The organism is Pseudomonas sp. TE9122 (assembly GCF_056278925.1).
The window spans coordinates 5349035-5366436 of record NZ_JBWBQI010000001.1 but is presented as its reverse complement, the minus strand read 5'-3'; the positions used below and the strand labels follow the sequence as shown (position 1 = coordinate 5366436).

The 17402-nt window shown below is 60.2% G+C and carries 12 protein-coding genes; 7 read left to right on the top strand and 5 right to left on the bottom strand.

Features of this window, described 5'->3' with window-relative positions; genetic code table 11:
- Window positions 1-174: 174 nt before the first annotated feature.
- Entirely contained in the window at window positions 175-2358 is a 2184-nt protein-coding gene (gene uvrD / locus ACZ9BE_RS24275) for a DNA helicase II (protein WP_095181201.1), read from the bottom strand.
- Window positions 2359-2614: 256 nt separating this feature from the next.
- On the opposite strand from uvrD, the gene ACZ9BE_RS24270 reads away from it, so the two are divergent.
- The 3 genes from ACZ9BE_RS24270 to ACZ9BE_RS24260 all read left to right on the top strand — a co-directional run bounded on the left by ACZ9BE_RS24270 (window position 2615) and on the right by ACZ9BE_RS24260 (window position 6919).
- Window positions 2615-5488: a GGDEF domain-containing phosphodiesterase gene (locus ACZ9BE_RS24270; RefSeq protein ID WP_056790975.1), complete on the top strand. Its 2874-nt coding sequence runs from the start codon at window positions 2615-2617 to the stop codon at window positions 5486-5488.
- Between the two features lie 127 nt (window positions 5489-5615).
- Window positions 5616-6482, top strand: a complete 867-nt coding sequence (gene hexR / locus ACZ9BE_RS24265; protein WP_007962240.1) for a transcriptional regulator HexR — start codon at window positions 5616-5618, stop codon at window positions 6480-6482.
- A gap of 233 nt (window positions 6483-6715) precedes the next feature.
- A complete protein-coding gene (locus ACZ9BE_RS24260) occupies window positions 6716-6919 on the top strand; it encodes a PA3496 family putative envelope integrity protein (RefSeq protein WP_080902479.1) in 204 nt (67 codons plus the stop codon).
- Here ACZ9BE_RS24260 and ACZ9BE_RS24255 read toward each other — a convergent pair.
- Complete coding sequence (locus tag ACZ9BE_RS24255) at window positions 6861-7823, bottom strand: LysR family transcriptional regulator (RefSeq protein WP_476250019.1); 963 nt, start codon at window positions 7821-7823, stop codon at window positions 6861-6863. The genes ACZ9BE_RS24260 and ACZ9BE_RS24255 overlap by 59 nt on opposite strands.
- A gap of 190 nt (window positions 7824-8013) precedes the next feature.
- Between ACZ9BE_RS24255 and ACZ9BE_RS24250 the strand changes: the two genes are divergently transcribed.
- Window positions 8014-9429 carry an acetyl-CoA carboxylase biotin carboxylase subunit gene (locus ACZ9BE_RS24250; RefSeq protein WP_024014853.1) on the top strand — a complete coding sequence of 472 codons (1416 nt, stop codon included), beginning with the start codon at window positions 8014-8016 and terminating at the stop codon, window positions 9427-9429.
- 11 nt (window positions 9430-9440) lie between these two features.
- Window positions 9441-11249, top strand: coding sequence for a sodium-extruding oxaloacetate decarboxylase subunit alpha (gene oadA, locus ACZ9BE_RS24245; RefSeq protein ID WP_083353857.1), 1809 nt, complete (start codon window positions 9441-9443; stop codon window positions 11247-11249).
- Window positions 11250-11459: 210 nt separating this feature from the next.
- On the opposite strand, the gene ACZ9BE_RS24240 is transcribed toward oadA, so the two are convergent.
- Window positions 11460-13646: an autotransporter family protein gene (locus ACZ9BE_RS24240; RefSeq protein ID WP_476250018.1), complete on the bottom strand. Its 2187-nt coding sequence runs from the start codon at window positions 13644-13646 to the stop codon at window positions 11460-11462.
- A 370-nt stretch (window positions 13647-14016) separates the two neighbouring features.
- On the opposite strand from ACZ9BE_RS24240, the gene ACZ9BE_RS24235 reads away from it, so the two are divergent.
- Both ACZ9BE_RS24235 and ACZ9BE_RS24230 read left to right on the top strand, forming a co-directional pair.
- Window positions 14017-15366: a HipA domain-containing protein gene (locus ACZ9BE_RS24235; protein ID WP_476250017.1), complete on the top strand. Its 1350-nt coding sequence runs from the start codon at window positions 14017-14019 to the stop codon at window positions 15364-15366.
- Entirely contained in the window at window positions 15363-15641 is a 279-nt protein-coding gene (locus ACZ9BE_RS24230; RefSeq protein ID WP_041476582.1) for a helix-turn-helix domain-containing protein, read from the top strand. Before ACZ9BE_RS24235 ends, ACZ9BE_RS24230 begins: the two co-directional genes overlap by 4 nt.
- Before the next feature lie 7 nt (window positions 15642-15648).
- Here ACZ9BE_RS24230 and ACZ9BE_RS24225 read toward each other — a convergent pair whose 3' ends face one another.
- Both ACZ9BE_RS24225 and ACZ9BE_RS24220 read right to left on the bottom strand, forming a co-directional pair.
- Complete coding sequence (locus tag ACZ9BE_RS24225) at window positions 15649-16485, bottom strand: amino acid ABC transporter permease (RefSeq protein WP_122698746.1); 837 nt, start codon at window positions 16483-16485, stop codon at window positions 15649-15651.
- A complete protein-coding gene (locus ACZ9BE_RS24220; protein WP_016772458.1) occupies window positions 16482-17300 on the bottom strand; it encodes an ABC transporter substrate-binding protein in 819 nt (272 codons plus the stop codon). The genes ACZ9BE_RS24225 and ACZ9BE_RS24220 overlap by 4 nt, the downstream gene beginning before the upstream one ends.
- Window positions 17301-17402: the final 102 nt, after the last annotated feature.

Sequence of the window (17402 nt, the reverse complement as noted above, 5' to 3'; positions counted from 1 at the left end):
GATGTACTTTTGTCTGTAGGAAAAGGCGATAGGTTCAGAGGGATTGATGCACTTGCGTCGCATAACCTGTGGGAGCGAGCCTGCTCGCGAAGGTGTCGTGTCAGGCAAATGATTGCTTGATGACACAGCGCTTTCGCGAGCAGGCTCGCTCCCACATGGGTTCAGTGCCGGTGATTAGATCGCTTCCAGCTTGGCATAGCCGAGCATCAGCCACTTGCTGCCTTCGCTGAAGTTCACCTGCACCCGGGCCTGGGCGCCGGAACCTTCGAAGTTGAGGATCACCCCTTCGCCGAAGATCGAGTGACGTACGGCCTGACCGAGCACAAAACCGGTTTCCGGAATCTCGCTGCCGTTGAACAGGCTGCTGCCGCTCATCGACTGGTTGCCGCCGAACGGTCGGCTGACGCTATTGGACAGGCGCACTTCCTGGATCAGGCCTTTCGGCACCTCGCGGACGAAACGCGACACCTTGTTGTAGGTTTCGCTGCCGTACAGGCGCCGGGTTTCGGCGTAGGTCATGACCAGATTCTGCATCGCCCGGGTGATACCGACGTAAGCCAGACGCCGTTCTTCCTCGAGACGCCCCGGTTCTTCCAGGCTCATCTTGTGCGGGAACAGGCCTTCTTCCATGCCCACGAGGAACACGTAAGGGAATTCCAGGCCTTTGGCGCTGTGCAGGGTCATCAGCTGCACGCTGTCTTCGTGCTCGTCGGCCTGAGTGTCGCCGGCCTCCAGCGAAGCGTGGCCGAGGAACGCCGCCAGTGGGGTCAGTTCTTCGTCCTCTTCGGTGTTCTCGAAGTTACGTGCGGCGCTGACCAGTTCCTCAAGGTTTTCCACCCGCGCCTGGCCTTTTTCGCCTTTTTCCGCTTCGTGATAAGCGATCAGGCCGGATTGCTCGATGACGGTTTGCGTCATCAGGTGCAGCGGCATCTCGGCGCACTTGGCGGCGAGGTTCTCGATCAGTTCGATAAACGCACCGAGCGCACTCGCGGCGCGCCCGGTCAGGCCTTTGTTCGCCACCAGTTGGCGCATCGCTTCCCACATCGACACGTCGCTGTGTCGCGCATGCTCGCGGATCGCTTCGACGGTTTTCTCGCCGATGCCCCGCGCCGGTACATTGATCACTCGCTCCAGCGCCGCGTCGTTGCCACGACCTTCGAGCAAGCGCAGGTAGGCCATGGCGTTCTTGATTTCCGCGCGTTCGAAGAAGCGCTGCCCGCCATAGATGCGGTACGGGATGCGCTCGCGCAGCAGGGCTTCTTCGAGCACCCGCGACTGGGCGTTGGAGCGGTACAGAATCGCGATATCGCTACGGGCCAGACCGGTTTTCAGCGCGCTTTCGATGGTTTCTACCACGTAGCGCGCTTCGTCATGCTCGTTGAACGCGGCGTACAGGTTGATCGCTTCGCCATCGCCACCGTCGGTCCACAGCTCTTTACCGAGACGCCCGGTGTTGTTGGCGATCAGCGCGTTGGCGGCTTTGAGGATACCGGCGGTGGAGCGGTAATTCTGTTCCAGACGAATCGTTTCGGAGTCCGGGAAGTCCGAAGAGTACTGATGGATGTTCTCGATCTTCGCCCCGCGCCAGCCGTAAATCGACTGGTCGTCGTCGCCGACCACCATCAGGCTGTCGCCGCCCTTGCCGAGCAGGCGCAACCAGGCGTACTGCACGGCGTTGGTGTCCTGGAATTCGTCGACCAGAATATGGCGGAAGCGCTTTTGGTAGTGCGCCAGCAGGCCCGGGTGATCGCGCCACAGATCGAGCGCGCGCAGCAGCAGTTCGGAGAAGTCGATCACGCCAGCCCGCAGGCACGCTGCCTCGTAGGCTTCGTAGATGCCGCGCATGGTGGCGAGGAACAGGTCGCCGCTGGCCTGAATGTGTTGCGGCCGCAGACCTTCGTCTTTCTGGCCGTTGATGAACCACTGCGCCTGACGCGCCGGCCAGCGTTGCTCGTCCAGACCGAGCTCGCGGATCACCCGCTTGACCAGCCGTTGCTGGTCATCGCTGTCGAGAATCTGGAAGGTCTGGCTCAGGCCCGCTTCCTGCCAGTGCGCCCGCAGCAAGCGGTGCGCGAGGCCGTGGAAGGTGCCGACCCACATGCCGGCCGGGTTGATGCCCAGCAACTGCTCGATGCGATGGCGCATCTCGGCAGCGGCCTTGTTGGTGAAGGTCACCGACAGGATGGAGTGAGGCGAGGCGTTTTCGACCTGGATCAACCAGGCGATACGGTGCACCAGCACTCGGGTTTTACCGGAACCGGCGCCGGCCAGGACCAACTGACGGCCAACGGGGGCTGCTACGGCCTGGCGTTGGGCATCGTTGAGGGAGTTCAGCAGAAGGGAGAGATCATCGCGCATCGGGGCATTCTAGGGTGCGCCGCAGGCCCGGGCAAACCGTGCGTTGCATTAGCCGATGAAAGTGCTGCCGATGACGACCGGTCGGTCACTGGCTGCAGGCTTCGGCCCGTCTCGCCTGAGGGGTTGCAGCGGTGCGCAAGCGGCGGAAAATTTCCCCGCAATTGTGATCGGCAGCAGTTTGGCATCGGGATCGGCTTGTGTATGCTCCGTCCACGTTTCGGGCGCACGCCCTCCTATAAGAACAAGAACGTTGCCCATGATCCTCAGCGCCGAACTGTCGGGGCCCTCCGTGGACCCCCGGGTGATCCGCAAGCACTATGCCGTCGAAATGGCGGTGGAGCGCACGCGTCTGCTGTATCAGGGCTCGTTGTTGCCCACGCTGTTCATGTTGATCAATGGTCTGGTCTGCGCCGCTTTGCTCTGGAGCCCGCAGCGCTACTTCGTGGTCAGCGTCTGGCTGGTGTGGCTGCTGTCGCTGGTCGCGCTGCGGGTGATTCAGGTGGCCGCGTTCGATTCGGCGATTCCCGATCGTCAGGCCCAGCCGATCTGGTTCCGCATGTTCCTGCTCGGTTCGACCATGACCGGCCTGACGCTGGCGGGAGCCGGCATCGCTCTGGTACCCGCTGACAACTTCATGCAGCAAGCCTGGGTGTTCGGCCTGATCGGCGCGGCAACGCTGTCCGCCAGCGTCGCCTACGCGGTGAGCCTGCCGGCGTTCCTCTCGTTTACCTTGCCGTGCCTGCTGCCAGCGATCGGCTACCTGTTCTGGGGCGGCGACGATCAGGCGCGGGGCTGGGGCTGGCTGGGTCTGATCCTGCTCGGTTCGCTGAGTGTGGTGGCATGGCAGGTCAATCGGCTGATCGACCGTGGATTGCTGCGGCGTTTCCAGAATCAGCACCTGATCGAGCATTTGCAGCAAGCGCAGACGCGCAGCGAACAACTCAATCATGAGCTTGGCAAAGAGATCGAACAGCGCCGCTGTGCCGAGGCGCAATTGCGTGAAGCGCAGGTCGATCTGGAAGATCGCGTGGCCCAGCGCAGCCGCGAACTGGATGCCGCCAATCAGGCCCTGAGCAAAAGCGAAGCGCGCCTGGCGCTTGCGCTCAAGGCCAGTGAGCTCGGATTGTGGGACTGGAACCTGCAGACCGACGAAGTCCATCACACACAGATTCAGGAACTGTTTGGCCTCGCCCCGGAGTACGTCACCGCGCTGCTGCGCGACCTCAAGCCACGACTGCACCCCGAAGACGTGCCGTCACTCAAGTTCGCCCTGGTCGAGCATTTGAAGGGGCGCACCGAGGATTATCAGGTTGAGTATCGCCTGCGCCACGGCGACGGCCACTGGGTGTGGATCGAGGACCGTGGCCGCGCCGTAGAGCGCAGCGCCAGCGGCCGGGTGATCCGCATGGTCGGCACTCGCCGCGATATCAGCGCCAGCAAAAGCCTTGAAGAGCAGCAGCGGCTGGCGGCCACGGTGTTCGAAGCGGCCAGCGAAGGCATCGTGATTCTCGACCCGAACTACGCGCTGATTGCGATCAACCAGGCGTTCAGCCGGGTCACCGGTTACGAGATCGACGACATGCTCGGGCGCAACGTCGTCGAGTTGCCCTGCAGCCGCGATGCCCATCGCCACTATGTGGCGATCCGGCATGCACTGGAGCAGCACGGCAGTTGGCAGGGTGAGTTGGTGGAAACCCGCAAGAACGGCGAGTTGTACCCGCAGTGGTTGCAGCTCAACGCGGTGCGCGACAGCCGGGGCAATGTCAGCCATATTGTCGGCTTCTTCGCCGACCTCTCGGCACGGCGTGCGTCGGAAGAACGCCTGCGTTATCTGACCCATTACGACGAGCTCACCGGCCTGGCCAACCGTTCACTGTTCCGCGAACGCCTGCACGAAGCCCATCAGCGGGTGCGGCAGGGCGGGCGCCGCAGTCTCGCATTGCTGCACATCAATCTGGATCGCTTCAAATTGCTCAATGACAGCCTCGGCCATGAAGTCGCCGATCAGCTGCTGCAAAAAATGGCGCGGCGGCTGGTCAATGCCTTGCCTGAGGCCGACACCATTGCGCGCTTGTCCGGTGACGAATTTGCCGTGCTGTTCGATGCCTACGGCAATCTGTCGAGCCTGGCACGGGTAGCGACACGGTTGTCGGCCAAGCTGCGTTTGCCGCTGAGCGTCGACGGGCATGAACTGGTGGTGAGCGCTTCAATGGGCATCAGCCTGTTGCCGGACAATGCGCGGGAGATTTCCGCGCTGGTCAGCCAGTCGAACATGGCCATGCAGCATGCCAAACATCTGGGCGGCAACAATTTCCAGTTCTTCACCGACAGCCTGCAAGCCAGCACACTCGAACGCTTGCAGCTGGAAAACCACTTGCGCCGAGCCATTGAAGAACAGCAACTGACAGTGTTCTACCAACCCAAACTGTGCCTGCAAACCGGTCGGATGAATGCCGCTGAAGCGCTGGTGCGCTGGGATCATCCGAGCATGGGCCAGGTGCCGCCGGCAGATTTCATTGGCCTGGCCGAAGAGACCGGTCTGATCGGGCCGATCGGCGAATTCGTTTTGCGTCAGGCGTGCTGGCAAGCCTGCGAATGGCAGCGCCAGGGCCTGGCGCCGATCCGCGTGTCGGTGAACCTGTCGGTGCATCAGCTGCGTCAGGGCAAACTGGTCAGTCTGGTCCGGCAAGTGCTGGAAGAAACCGGGCTGGCGCCGCACTACCTCGAGCTGGAGCTGACCGAAAGTCATTTGCTCGACAGCGTCGAACACATCATTGCCACATTCCAGCAACTGCGCGATCTGGGGGTGAAACTGGCGATCGATGATTTCGGTACCGGGTATTCGTCGTTGAGTTACCTCAAGCGCATTCCGGTGGATTACGTGAAGATCGATCAGGCGTTCATTCGCGGCTTGAGCGAGGGCAGTGCGGACGCGGCGATCACTCGCGCGATCATCGCCATGGCCCACGGACTGGCCCTCAAAGTCGTCGCCGAGGGTGTCGAGCGTGAGGATCAGCTGGCATTTCTGCGCGCCGAACGCTGCGACGAAGTGCAAGGTTATCTGATCAGCCGGCCGGTGGACGCTGCCCGTCTGGCCGGGCTTCTGCGTGATCAGGCAAATCCGCAGTAAGGGCTACATGCACCTCAGCGCGCCTGATGCCGGGACATCGAGTTACGCATTGAGCAGGCAAAATGCCCATTCATGTAGTATAACTACAAGCTTGCTACATCCTTGCCCACAAGAAGAGTCCAGCCCCTTGAATCTGCTGCAACACATCGCCCAGTCACGTCACCTGTTACGCAAGTCGGAGCTCAAGGTCGCCGACCACGTGCTGCTTGACCCTGCGGCAGTGATGCACAGCTCCATGGCCGACCTGGCTCACAGCGTCGGCATCAGCGAGCCGACCATCGTGCGCTTCTGCCGCGCCATCGGTTGTTCCGGCTTTCAGGATCTCAAACTTAAACTGGCTCAGAGCCTGGCCGCCGGCGCCAGCTTCGGTCAGTTCGCGATCCATGAAGATGACTCCGTCGCCGACTACAGCCTGAAGATTTTCGACACCACGCTGCACACCCTGATGGAAGTGCGCGAGAAGCTCGACCCGGTGGAGTTGCAGCGCGCGGTGACGCTGATGTCCCAAGCGCAGCGTGTCGAGTTCTATGGCTTCGGTGCTTCCGGAGCGGTGGCCGCGGATGCACAGCACAAGTTTTTCCGTTTGCTGCTGACCGCGGCGGCGTATTCCGATCCGCACATGCAGGCGATGTCGGCTGTGACGCTGAAGCCGACCGATGTGGCGATCTGTATTTCCCAGTCAGGGCGCTCCAAGGATTTGCTGATCACCGCTAACCTCGTTCGCGAGAGCGGGGCATCGCTGATCACCCTGTGCCCGAGCCAGACGCCGTTGGCCGAACTGTCGACCGTCAATCTGGCGATCGATGTGCATGAAGACACCGAAATCTACACGCCGCTTACCTCGCGAATCGCCCATCTGGTGGTGATCGACGTGCTGGCGATGGGCGTGGCCATGGCGCGCGGGCCGAGCCTGGTCAATCATCTCAAGAGCGTGAAGCGCAGTCTGCGCAGTCTGCGCTTGTCGCCCAAGGCCGTGAAAGCGCTGGACGATTGAGCAAGGTCGTTCCGACCTTGTTCGCGAGCAGGCTCGCTCCCACAGGGGGGCTTCTGAGAACATAAATTCTGGGTCATAACGGGATCAAATGTGGGAGCGAGCCTGCTCGCGAAAGCGTCCTCCAAAAAATCACATTCCTGCGCACATTTCATCACATTGTCATCCCCGCGCAGCCAAATCGTCATCCCCCACGCCTATCGTGAAACTCCCGTACTCGCCCTGGGAGACTCGAAATGGCTCAGCCCTACGAAGAACGCAACAGCGCCGCGAAAACCCGTCGTCAGCAGGAAGATCAGCGCCGCATGGAATTTCGCCGCGCAATCGAGGATCGCTTCGAACTTCGCCAGCTTCAGGCCGAGATCGGCGATTTTCCCGAGATCACGCATTGGCAGGCAGCGCCCGCCGCTTCCCGTCGAAACGCTCAACCAGCGCAATAATCTGCGCCCGCTCGCTGCGGATGAACGCCAGGAAGGCGTGCGCCACCGGTGACAGCCGTTTGGCTTTGGCTTGCACCAGACACCAGCTGCGCATCAGCGGCAACTCCTCGACCGGCAGCTCGACCAGGCCGCCGGTCGCCAGCTCCAGGTTCAGGGCGTGGCGCGTCAACAGCGCCAGGCCCAGACCCGCCAGCACGCATTCACGCTGAGCTTCGGCGGACGCCACCTCCTGGGTCTGAGTGAAGTGCACGCGCTTTTCCTTGAAGTATTCCTCGCAGGCCAGACGCGTGCCCGAGCCCGGCTCGCGGATCAGCAGCGTATACGGCTCCAGATCCTGCAAGCGCAACGGGCCCATGTGCGCCAGCGGGTGATCCGGGCGCGCCACGGCGACAATCGGATTGTTGAGGAACGGCAGGAATTCCAGGCCCATGTCCTGCGGCACCATCGACATGATCACCAGATCATCACGGTTGTCCGAGAGGCGGCGGATGACCTGGCCACGGTTGACCACGGTCAGCTGCAAATTGACTTCCGGATGCTGGCGCTTGAATGCAGCAAACAGATGCGGCACGAAATATTTGGCGCTCGATTCCACCGCCAGTTTCAGCTGACCCTGCAGTGAACCCTGCATGTCCGACAGTTGCATGTCGAGGTTTTCCAGGCGCCCGAAAATGTCGCGGCTGGCGCGCTGAAGCGCTTCCGCCGCCTCGGTCATGTAGAGTTTTTTGCCGACATAGTCGAACAGCGGCTGGCCAATCAGCTCTTCCAGCTGACGAATCTGTAGGCTCACGGCCGGTTGTGTGAGGGACATTTCCTCGGCGGCGCGGCTGTACGAGCGTAAATCACACACCTCATTGAAGATCTGCAATTGACGCAATGTCATACGCATCAATGACTTACGCATATTTTTCAGGCTCGGTCAGCGGTCAGTTGCTTCAACTATAAGTGTTTGCTTATGCCTGACCCAATTTTTATTCATTTTTGTTAATCCCTCAGCAGCGCTAGTGTGGACCTGCGACTGAATTGAAACATTTGGTCACGCGTCGACCTGGGTCTAGCAGGTCGTGGTGCCACCGGCTCAAGGGAACCTCCAAGTGATAAAAAAGATCCTGATCGCCAACCGTGGTGAGATTGCCGTACGCATCGTACGAGCCTGCGCCGAAATGGGCATTCGCTCGGTTGCGATTTTCTCCGACGCCGATCGCCATGCCTTGCATGTGAAGCGTGCGGACGAGGCCCACAGCGTGGGTGCCGAGCCACTGGCCGGCTATCTGAACCCGCGCAAGCTGGTGAACCTGGCGGTGGAAACCGGCTGCGATGCGCTGCACCCCGGCTACGGCTTCCTTTCGGAAAACGCCGAGCTGGCGGAAATCTGCGCTGAGCGCGGTATCAAATTCATCGGCCCGTCGGCGGAAGTCATCCGGCGCATGGGCGACAAGACCGAAGCGCGGCGCAGCATGATCAAGGCCGGCGTACCGGTGACGCCCGGTACCGAGGGCAACGTCTCCGGCATCGAAGAAGCCTTGGTCGAAGGCGACCGCATCGGTTACCCGGTAATGCTCAAGGCCACCTCCGGTGGTGGCGGTCGCGGTATCCGTCGCTGCAACAGCCGCGAAGAACTCGAACAGAACTTCCCCCGGGTCATCTCCGAAGCCACCAAGGCGTTCGGTTCGGCGGAAGTGTTCCTGGAAAAATGCATCGTCAATCCCAAGCACATTGAAGCGCAGATCCTTGGCGACAGCTTCGGCAATGTCGTGCACCTGTTCGAGCGTGACTGCTCGATCCAGCGCCGCAACCAGAAGCTGATCGAGATCGCGCCGAGCCCGCAGCTGACCCCGGAACAGCGCGCCTACATCGGCGACCTGTCGGTACGTGCAGCCAAGGCTGTGGGCTACGAGAACGCCGGCACCGTGGAGTTCCTGCTCGCCGAGGGCGAGGTGTACTTCATGGAAATGAACACGCGGGTGCAGGTGGAACACACCATCACCGAAGAAATCACCGGCATCGACATCGTCCGCGAACAGATTCGCATCGCTTCCGGCCTGCCGCTATCGGTGAAGCAGGAAGACATTCAGCACCGTGGCTTTGCGTTGCAGTTCCGTATCAACGCCGAAGACCCGAAGAACAACTTCCTGCCGAGTTTCGGCAAGATCACCCGTTACTACGCCCCCGGCGGCCCGGGCGTGCGCACCGACACGGCAATCTACACCGGCTACACCATTCCGCCGTTCTACGACTCGATGTGCCTGAAACTGGTGGTCTGGGCGCTGACCTGGGAAGAGGCGATGGACCGTGGTCTGCGGGCGCTGGACGACATGCGTCTGCAGGGCGTGAAGACCACCGCCGCGTACTACCAGGAAATCCTGCGCAACCCGGAATTCCGTAGCGGCCAGTTCAACACCAGCTTCGTTGAAAGCCACCCGGAACTGACCAACTACTCGATCAAGCGCAAACCCGAAGAGCTGGCCCTGGCCATCGCCGCCGCCATCGCCGCCCACGCAGGCCTGTGAGGAATACAAGAATGAGCAAGAAAATCTTCGTAACAGACACCATCCTGCGCGACGCTCACCAATCGCTGCTCGCCACCCGCATGCGCACCGAAGATATGCTGCCGATCTGCGACAAGCTCGACAAGGTCGGCTACTGGTCGCTGGAATGCTGGGGCGGCGCGACGTTCGACGCCTGCGTACGCTTTCTCAAGGAAGACCCATGGGAGCGCCTGCGCCAACTGCGTGCGGCGCTGCCCAATACCCGCCTGCAAATGCTCCTGCGCGGGCAGAATCTGCTCGGCTATCGCCACTACAGCGATGACGTGGTCAAAGCTTTCGTCGCCAAAGCAGCGGTGAACGGCATCGACGTGTTCCGCATCTTCGATGCGATGAACGATGTGCGTAACCTGCGCGTTGCCATTGAAGCAGTGAAAGCTGCCGGCAAACATGCGCAAGGCACCATCGCCTACACCACCAGCCCGGTGCACACCATCGACGCTTTCGTCACCCAGGCCAAGCAAATGGAATCCATGGGCTGCGACTCGGTAGCGATCAAGGACATGGCCGGTCTGCTGACCCCGTATGCCACTGGTGAACTGGTGCGTGCTCTGAAAGCCGAGCAGTCGTTGCCGGTGTTCATCCACTCCCACGACACCGCCGGCCTGGCCGCCATGTGCCAGCTCAAGGCGATCGAAAACGGCGCCGATCACATCGATACCGCAATCTCCAGCTTCGCCTCGGGCACCAGCCACCCGGGCACCGAATCAATGGTCGCCGCGCTCAAGGGCACCGAGTACGACACCGGCCTGAATCTGGAGCTGCTCCAGGAAATCGGCCTGTACTTCTATGCCGTACGCAAGAAGTACCACCAGTTCGAAAGCGAATTCACCGCCGTCGATACCCGTGTGCAGGTCAACCAAGTGCCGGGCGGGATGATCTCCAACCTCGCCAACCAATTGAAAGAGCAGGGCGCTCTGAATCGCATGGGCGAAGTGCTCGCAGAAATCCCGCGCGTACGTGAAGACCTCGGCTTCCCGCCGCTGGTGACCCCAACCTCGCAAATCGTCGGCACCCAGGCGTTTTTCAACGTACTGGCCGGCGAGCGCTACAAGACCATCACCAACGAAGTGAAGCTGTATCTGCAGGGCGGCTACGGCAAGGCACCGGGCGTGGTCAATGAAAAGCTGCGGCGTCAGGCGATCGGCAGCGAAGACGTCATCGACGTGCGCCCGGCCGATCTGCTCAAACCGGAAATGACCAAGCTGCGTGCCGATATCGGCGCACTGGCCAAATCCGAAGAAGACGTACTGACCTTCGCCATGTTCCCGGACATCGGCCGCAAGTTCCTTGAAGAACGCGCCGCCGGCACTCTTACGCCGGAAGTGCTTTTGCCGATCCCGGAAGCGGGCGCCGTTGCCTCGGCGAGCGGCGAAGGTGTGCCGACCGAGTTTGTCATCGATGTGCACGGCGAAACCTACCGCGTCGACATCACTGGTGTCGGCGTCAAGGCCGAGGGCAAGCGCCACTTCTATCTGTCCATCGACGGCATGCCGGAAGAAGTGGTGTTCGAACCGCTCAACGAATTTGTCGGTGGTGGCAGCAGCAAACGCAAACAGGCCTCGGCACCGGGCCATGTCAGCACCACCATGCCGGGCAACATCGTCGATGTGCTGGTCAAGGAGGGCGACACCGTCAAGGCGGGCCAGGCGGTATTGATTACCGAAGCGATGAAGATGGAAACCGAAGTCCAGGCTGCCATTGCCGGCAAGGTCACCGCGATTCACGTGGCCAAGGGCGACCGGGTCAACCCGGGCGAAATCCTCATCGAGATCGAAGGCTGAGATAACAGTCGCGATCCAATGCTTTAAACCTCGGGGGGGCATGTGCTCCCCTTTTTTTTTGCCTGTGATTTCCGCCGTTACCCAGCTCCCTTGAAGAGCCAATGTGGGAGCGAGCCTGCTCGCGAATGCGCCAGGTCAGCCAATAGCATCTTTGTATGATTCACCGCTTTCGCGAGCAGGCTCGCTCCCACAGGAGGCGTGCTTAATCCATCAGAACGCCATGCGCCATTGACCCGCCACGCCATACGTTCGGCTGTCATTACCCAGCTCACCCGTCAAGCCCACGCCCAGTGTGTGCGCCGCCGAAAGACCAAGATCGAGCCCCGCATCCACCGCCAGAGCGTTCCGATCGAGTGCCGCGCCGGTCACTTCGAAGCGCTTGCCGCCCTTGCGCAGTTGCTGGCGGGTGTCACTGTCGATGTCACCGTAGATATGTTTCCAGCCTGCGCTCAATCGCGGGGTCAAATGCATGCCGTTATCCAGCGTATTGACCTGCGCAACACGCAGACCGAAGGTGCTGCTGAAGTTGTCGCGGGTCTGGCCGTAGACTTTCAACGCCGCGTCGCCGCCCTTTTCGTTGTAGCTGTCGCGCTGATAGCGCTGATAGCCGAGGTTGGCGTAGGGCTCGAGGGTTAAGCGATCCCGGCCCAGATTGAACCCGGCCTCGGCAAATGCTTGCTGAGTATTGGCGTTGTAATTGCCCTTGAGACGATCGCTGAAACCCTTGAACGCTACCCGCCGTGTGCTGCTGCCGTCATGGCTGGCGTAGGTCGCGCCGAGACGCAGCGACAGCGGGCCGTCCTGACGCACGGCATAGGCACCGAGGTGCCAGCTGTCGAGGTCGCCGTCGTACTGGCGGGCATCGAGTTTCGTCTGCGATTTGCCGCCAAGCAGGCCGACATGCCAGTGCTCATCGAGTCGCCAGTCAGCGCCCACGACCAGTCCTTGCGTGGCATGTTGGAGGATGCCGTCAGCGTCGCGGTCAACCTTGCCGCCGTGGCCCAGCGCCTGAACCCACACCCGTCCGGAGTCTTCGTTGCCTGCGGCCTGACGCGATGAACTGCGCGAGCCGTCAGTAGAGCCGGAACGGTTGTCCAGTTGGCGCATCGCCGAGAGCATGCTCGCACTGACGGGTGTGACACTGCTCAGCGTGGCTTTGGCGAGATTGGCATTGCTGCCTGCGGCAAGTTGATCGAGGGCGATTGGCGCGGTGGTTTTATCGCTGGTCAGCAGTGCGGCGACGGCGGTGTTAATGGGCTTTGCAGGCTCCGACGCGGGCTGTGCGGTGGTTTGTGCAGTTACGATTTCATCGGGTATCGATGATTCCACCGATGCGGAGTCTTCAATCAAGGTCGCAACTGAGGTCAGGGCGGGGGCTGGAGTTGCGATCCCCGCTGTCATTGAAGCTGGAGCGGGCGTTGTCGCGATCGGTACAGCGGGAGAAGTCGGCTGCTCTGGCTCGATAATACTTCCTGCAAGTGCGCCTGCATTTTCTGTAGGAGCGAGGCTTTCAAGCGGTTCACCATTGCGAGCGTAAGTCAGTCCAACCGATTTCTTGTTGTATTGAGCCGTGGCCGTCATATACGCCAGATCGTTCTCGATCCGGCCAAACTCGCCTTTCACCTCACGGGCTTCGATGATTTTGTATTGGCTGCTCTGCGGATATTCACCCGCCGCGACGACTTTCAGGGTGGCGCCGTCAAGCTGAGCTGTGCCATCGACCTTGATCGTCTGAGAACCAGCGGGAGTGACCTCGTAAGCCAATTCGGCACTAGGCGCCAAGTGCAAATTACCCTTCACTCGAGGTGCGCCAAGCGCTGCATTGACGGTGAGCAGCCCACCTACCTCAAGATTTCCCACCGTGCCTTTACCGGCGAAACTGCCACCATTCTGGACATACACATCACCCTTGATGCTGCCAAGGTTGGTCAGTGCTCCACCGCTGTTGACCAGAACGCCTTCATGAAAATCACCCTTGGAGCTCAGCGTCCAGTCGCCTTGGGCGACGAATAACCCATTGAAGTTGCGCGTGTCGTTCAACGTGCCGCCATCCGCAGCATTCAGGAACAACACGTTATCGCCCTTACCGCCATCCAGCCGGCCAGTGAAGCTTGCCCCGTCTGCAAGGGTGATCAAGTCGTTGACGTCAGTCCCTTTGAACACGGTTTCCGGTGTCGTAAAGGTAATCGGCACTGTGCTCGCATCGTTGAGAAAACCCTGGAGCCGTTCCAAAGCCTGTTGCTTGGGGTTGGCTTCGGGCTGCTCCGTCGTTTCCATGCTTGGGGGCTGCTCGATTGCTTCAGTGGATTGCTCGGCGTTAGCCAGCGCTACGCCACCCAGCGCCAGTGAAATAGCCAGAGCCAGGTGTTTTGGTGCGAATAGGTGTTGAGTGGGCATCAGGTTCGATTTCCGTATCGAGAAAATCCAACTCTATTGCTGCCTGAAAAAAACCGATGTCGGCCGCTTCCCACATCCACGCAGGCGACATCGGATCGTTGTGTAGAAAATCCTCACTGGTGTTCACAAATCAGAGATTTTGCGCAGTGGTGGCTGTTCTTTTTCCTACGGCTTTCTCCCGTTGAAGAACCTTAACCAGCGGCACGTCAGACGCTTAACTGCATTAATTTGCGTTCAGACGGCCACATGGGAGTGCTAATCTGCATTTTGTTGCAGATATTTAAGCGCGTAAAAGTGCTCGTATGCACTATATTGCATGTATTGAAAGTTTTTCCTCGTTGAACTGCATTAAAATGCAAATGGAATCAACATGTATAACCTGACACTCCAGATCTTCACCGCCGGGCAATGGCACGACGCGATGATTCTTGACTTCGATGATCCGGAAAAAGGCTTCGAAAGCCGCTGCAGTTTTGGCTATGAAGCGGACTATCTGGTGGAAAACATCGAGTTGATCGGGTCGCCTTTTTCCCAAGCCGTGAGTGCCCTGTATCCGCTGGATTGGGAAGGTCGGCGCGCGAAGACGCCGGCCTTTGTCCACGACATCGCACCGGCAGGCGCAGCCAAGCGGTTTCTACTCGCCCGCCTGGGTCAGGAAAGAGCCGCCGAGATCAGCGCCGATCTCTTTCTGCTGGGTCGCAGTACACCGGCACCCATTGGCAACATGCGAATAAAGGAATCGGCGGAAGCAGTCGATGACAGGAAGCCGATCGGATTCAAGCGCGAGGAGGTCATTAGCCGCGACAACCGCTTTCTTGAATATGCCTACGAGCTGGGCGCGGCCATCGGTGGCGCGACGGGGGCAGGTGGGGAAGCTCCGAAGCTCTTACTGGCAGAGAACAGCGCCGGGCTTCTGTATCCCGATGCGGTATTGGACGATGAAGAAGTGCGACAGCACTGGTTCGTGAAATTCGCCAGAAACAGGGGCGGGCAGACCGACCAGGACATCCTGCGCAGCGAATTCCATTACTACAAAGCGCTGCAGACATTGGGCATCGAAACGGTCGCTGCAGAAGGCCTGGCCTTGGAAGAGGCGAACAAACCGAGTTTGTGGATGCGGCGTTTTGATCGACAAGTGAAAGATGGGGCGGTGTCGCGTTTCGCCGTCGAATCGATTTATTCGCTGGCTGAAGTGACGACGCCAGGCAGCGCCATGAATCATCTGGAAGTGATCCGCATGCTCGCCGGGCTCTGGAGCAAAGCGGGTCAGGCCAGCCAGATTCCCGGCCTCGTCGCCGATTATCTGCGTCGCGACCTGATCAATAAAATCCTCGGAAACTCCGATAACCACGGTCGTAACACGGCGATCATCCGGCAAGAGAATGCTTTCCAACTCGCGCCGATCTATGACCTCGCCCCGATGGTCATGGATGACGAAGGCGTGACTCGTACGACCAAGTGGCCAAAAGAGTTGGAGCGGGCGGGAGATGTCGATTGGCGAGGTGTCTGCCGCATATTGGCAGATAGCGCAGATCCGCACGAATCTTTGACGGGGCTGGATGCCTCGGCGCTGTTCGAAGGCCTGCGCGCGGATGCCCGCCGTCTGGCCGCACTGCCGGATATTCTTGCGGCCAGCGGTTTGCCCGCCAGAACCATGAATCACCCGAGCGTTCATCTGAAAAACCTCGAGCAACGTTTGAAAGAGTGGGACCTGCAATGAGTCTGACCGTCCTCGAGCGCACGGCGCTCATCGAAAGCATTCAGCAATCACTGGCCGAAGGCACTCTGGAAATCGGTGACGCCGTGCGCCGTTTACGGGTCGAAGTCACCGGTCTGCATCAGACCCAGTTCGCGAAGATGTGCAAGATTTCAGTGCGCACGCTGGTGCATATCGAACATGGCGAAGGCAATCAGACCCTGAAGTCGCTGAACGCGGTGTTCCGCCCATTCGGCATGAAAATGGGCGTAGTGCGGATTCGCCGGGACACCATTTGAATGCACCTCAACTACGGCGCACATACGCCTTGCCGTAATGCCGCTCCATCCGTGCCTGAATCAGCTCCAGCCCGATCGACATCAGCCAGTAGATGATCGCCGCCGTGGTGAGCATTTCGATGTAGCGATAGCTTGAGCGCCCGTAGGACTGGGCGAGAAACATCACTTCCCAGACGCCCATTACCGAGATCAGCGACGAGTCCTTGAGCATCGAGATGAACTGGTTGGTGGTCGGCGGGATAATCGTGCGCATGGCCTGGGGCAGGGTGATGCGCCAGAAGATCACGCTTTCGCGCAGGCCCAGCGCCAGGGATGCTTCGCGTTGGCCGTGATCGACGCCGAGGATGCCGGCGCGGAAGATTTCGCTCAGGTAGGCGCCATAGTTCAGCGACAGGGCAATGATGCCGGCGACGATGGCGCCGGGGACGATGCCCAGTTGCGGCAGGCCGAGGTAGATCAGCAGGATCTGGATGAGCAATGGCGTACCGCGAAAGAACGAGGTGTAGAAACTGGCGATGCCAAACGCCACGGCGCTGCTCGACAGGCGCGCCAGCGCGGTGATGAAACCGAGCAGCGACGAGGCGATGATCGAGCAGGCGCACAGAAACAGCGTCAGCGCTGCGCCTTGCAGGAAGCCGTTTGGCGCCAGCTTCAGGCCAACGAGGTTGGGCAGTTTGTCGAGGATGATCGCGAACTTCAGGTCGAAGCTCAGGAAGAATCCGGCGAACAGGCAGAACAGCGCCGCCCACGTCAGGTACAGGCGCGTACGGAACCCGAAAAGCTTTTGCAGGCGGGTTTCAGCCACCGGTTGCGGTGGCTGGGGCGGGGTCGGAAAAGAAGTCATTGGCTGATATCGGCGCCGATCCATTTCTGCGACAGCTTGCTCAGGGTGCCGTCCTGTTTCAGTTGTGCGAACACCTCGCGTACCTTGGCGTCCCATTGCGGGTCACCCTTTTCGATGGCCACCGAGTTCGGTTCCGAGTACAGCGGTTCGCCGGCCAATTTGAAGCGCTGATCCTGATTCAGGCGCGGCTGTGCGGTGACCAGATTGGTAAGGATTGCATCCAGGCGCACGCCGGCGCCCAGGCCCAGATCCTGGAAGGCGACGTTGTCGGTGTCGTACGGGGCGATCTGCACATCCTCGAACGGATACTGCAACTGCGTATCCTCGGCGCCTTCGATCACCAGATTTTTGTTCAGATAACTTTCGTAGCTGGAGGCGCTGGTCAGGCCGACCTTTTTGCCGCTCAGATCCTTGGCGCTGTGGATGCGATCGTCCTTGGCATTGACCACGATTACCGCTGGCGAGGCGTAGTACTCGACCGGGAAGTCGAACACTTCTGCGCGGGCCTTGCTCGGGGTCATCGAGCAGATGCAGATGTCGTAGCGCCCGCTCCAGCGACCGGCGGCGATCACGTCCCAGGACGGCGTTTCGAGACGCAGTTTGACGCCAAGCTTGTCCGCCACCGCTTTGGCAACGTCGACATCGAAACCGTCGAGTTGATTCTGCTCATTGAGAAACGAGAAGGGTGGATAGCTTTCCATGAGCACGCCGACCAGTTCTTTTTTCTGTTCGACACGGTCCAGCGTCGCGCCGCCGAAGGCTTGGGTGGAGGCCAGAATGGTCAGGCCCAGGGCCAATAGCGGTTGGAGTTTCACAGTCGCTTCCTGTTGAAAAAAGAGGTTGTTATTAACCGAGTGGTGCGTATTAAATAGTTATAAGAACGACTCTGATAGTGAGTTATTTTCATAAGCATATGA